Raw genomic sequence first — 2,697 nt, forward strand, 5'->3', positions numbered from 1 at the left:
GCGCCACACCGTGAGTGACACGTCCGAGTTCTTGCTCTAACTGTTCAGTCAGGATTACTTAAACGTTTGTTAGTTCTTCCAAACTGCTCGTAATGCAAACAATTCTGTTAGCCATGCAAACATATTGACCACAATGAGTTTCCATCCAGCGATTGGCGGGTATCTCATGGACATCACGCCAACACAGAAAGCCATCCTCGTTGATTTGTTACTCCACAATGATGATAAGGCTGGTAACATTGCTCGGAGGACAGGGAGACACCGAAATTCGGTGTCTCGTTCCTTTCAGGACCTCTTAGATGCTGGATTCGTGCAGGAGAAGGGCGGCGGAGTCTACCGACTAACGGACCGTGGCCGAGAGTCAGCAATCGGCCTTGTAAAGCCACAGATTGATGTTTACGAGGCTTAAGATGGATATTTGCTACGCAAACTAAACAGTCATCAACACAAACACTTTTCACTAATTGCGACAGTCTAAAAATGTAATGTCGAAGATGGAATTCGACCCCGCAGACGCGGGGTTCACGGTGGCTCTCATGGTCGCCGGATTCATTCAGACGGGCATCGCAACCTTCCAACTATTCGATATCAATTTCACCGACGTGATTTTCTCGTCGGGGAATATCGAAATCACGCTTGCGTACGCGGTATCTGTCGGCGCGTTCGCGGGCATCATCATCACGAACGAGAACACCGACCTATCGTCTCTCAAAGACGATGCGGAGAAGCTTGACGACTACTATATGTGGTCGATTTTCGGCACGGTCGGGGTGTTCGCTGCGTGGCTGTTGGTCGGTGACGTTTCCTCATTCTTCCAGAGTAGCGACCTCTGGGGCTTGGTCTACGTCGGCATCACGAGCACGGCCGGGTTCGCTGCGGGGTGGATGCTCTAATGGTGGACCTTGACCTTGACCTAGAGACGGTCGCCACACTTGGCGCGTCGGTTGGTGCTCTCGACGCCGGACTATCCGCGGGCGCAGACATCACGATTTTATCCGACCTGCTTGGTGGCAGTCTTGAAATAGGGCTGATTGTGGTTGGTGCAGCCGGTGGGTCTCTCATCGCAGACCGGCTCGGACTCGTTGAGGTGTTTGATTCGTGACTCTCGTTCGGAGGGTCATGGTTATGCTGCTCGTTGGAATCGTCATCACGACCGCCGCCACGAGCGGCGTGGTTCCAGGGTCATCTCCGGTCGGACACGCATCTGCGGAGATGGTCAACTGCGATGGTTCGGCGTCAAACTACCTCGGTGGTGCGTGGTTCAATACGATTCTCGGCAATACCGAGGGTTGTCATTGGTCAGACAACACCGACTATGAGAATCTCACCGCCACAAATGCGTATTCAAGCGCTCTTGCCCTGAAAGACGCAACCGACTCGTACACCACGACGACGCAGAACTTCATGGCTAATGCTCGAACGGTCGCCATGTCAAAGGCTAAAATAACGATGGTGAACGAGCTAAATAACGGTGCATCCCGGTCACAGGCTAAATCCGCGGTGAACCAAACGGTTCGAGACTACTACTCTCGGGTTCAGGTTCGGATTCTCTCAGATTGGGACGCTAAAGTCACTCAAATAGCTAGTCTAGATAACCAATCCGACCAAACAATTGGATACTACTACCAAAATGAGAGGAATGGAGAATGGTACTCTGGTGGTGAAACGCTTGGAACAAACACGATTCAATTCGAGTTAGTCAATGGAACATCTGTCGATACTGAAGAAATCTCTCTGAGGACTCTCCCATCCGGCTCCCGTTTCCATCCGGGGGGGTCGTCAGACCCACCAAAAGCATCTCCTATCCGGGTTGTTGCCGTCGAACCAAACTCGTCCGAGGAGACACGAATCTTCGAGTCACAGGATTATGGGTCGCTCGGCTCTTGGGCGAACGACCAGAACGACACCTATCTGCTCGACGAAACCCAAGAGCAGACCCAACAAGTGCTTGCGAATATGGACCCCTACGTTGATGAGGTGTCCAGCCAGTACCAAGCAGGCGAAATAAACTCGTCAGACCTTGCGATGATGGACCCATCCACTATCGGGGCTGAGGCATCCACATCTCTCAAAAAGTCTGGATACTACGGTCAGGGCGCGGCCATGCTCGCGTCAACCGGTGCTTCCGGGGATATCAATGCATCGCACACTATTGCAGTCGGAGACGGCTCGGGCAATCCGACGGTGCTTAATGGAACATTGTTCTACACCGGAGATGACGCATCTGGTGGCTGGGATACTGGTCAGACATACCGATTTTCAGATTATAATGGAACCTTCTACATGGCTGTTCAAGATGGGGCCAACGGCACGATTGTTGACCTCTCCACATATGGGTCGCAGTTTGAAATTTTAGAGGCTGTGAACACCCGGACAGGGGAGACGATGAACACGACCAGCCCACACAAGTACCTCTACAACTCAACGAACGCAAGCTCCCTCGCGGACGAAATCGAGCAGTTGCGACAACTCAGAAGGCAGTATGAGACCACCGGAACTGGTGGCGGTGGTGGCGGCGGTGGCTTCGGTGTTGGAACCGAAGACCGCGTTATCATCGTTGCCGCGATTGTCGCGCTCATCCTCGTCTCAACCCGGAACTAACCCCACCGATTCCCAATTTTTCGGACACCATGCGCCGAATAATCACCACACTCATAATCCTCATCGCAGTTGTATCGCCCGCGCTCGTCGGCACGG

At 52.8% G+C, this 2,697-nt stretch carries 4 protein-coding genes; all 4 read left to right on the forward strand.

What is annotated here, in order from left to right:
* Positions 1–166: 166 nt before the first annotated feature.
* The 4 genes from C483_RS21295 (at position 167) to C483_RS19190 (ending at position 2,601) form a co-directional block, all read left to right on the forward strand.
* Positions 167–409, forward strand: a complete 243-nt coding sequence (locus tag C483_RS21295) for a helix-turn-helix domain-containing protein (protein WP_006166119.1) — start codon at positions 167–169, stop codon at positions 407–409.
* Positions 410–485: 76 nt separating this feature from the next.
* Positions 486–893 (forward strand): hypothetical protein, encoded by a 408-nt coding sequence (locus C483_RS19180; protein WP_005533704.1) that lies wholly within the window; start codon positions 486–488, stop codon positions 891–893.
* Entirely contained in the window at positions 893–1,102 is a 210-nt protein-coding gene (locus tag C483_RS19185) for a hypothetical protein (RefSeq protein ID WP_004052064.1), read from the forward strand. The genes C483_RS19180 and C483_RS19185 overlap by 1 nt, the downstream gene beginning before the upstream one ends.
* 23 nt (positions 1,103–1,125) lie before the next feature.
* Positions 1,126–2,601 (forward strand): hypothetical protein, encoded by a 1,476-nt coding sequence (locus tag C483_RS19190; RefSeq protein WP_239638921.1) that lies wholly within the window; start codon positions 1,126–1,128, stop codon positions 2,599–2,601.
* Positions 2,602–2,697: the final 96 nt, after the last annotated feature.

The sequence above is a fragment of the Natrialba hulunbeirensis JCM 10989 genome (genome assembly GCF_000337575.1).
Lineage (GTDB): Archaea > Halobacteriota > Halobacteria > Halobacteriales > Natrialbaceae > Natrialba > Natrialba hulunbeirensis.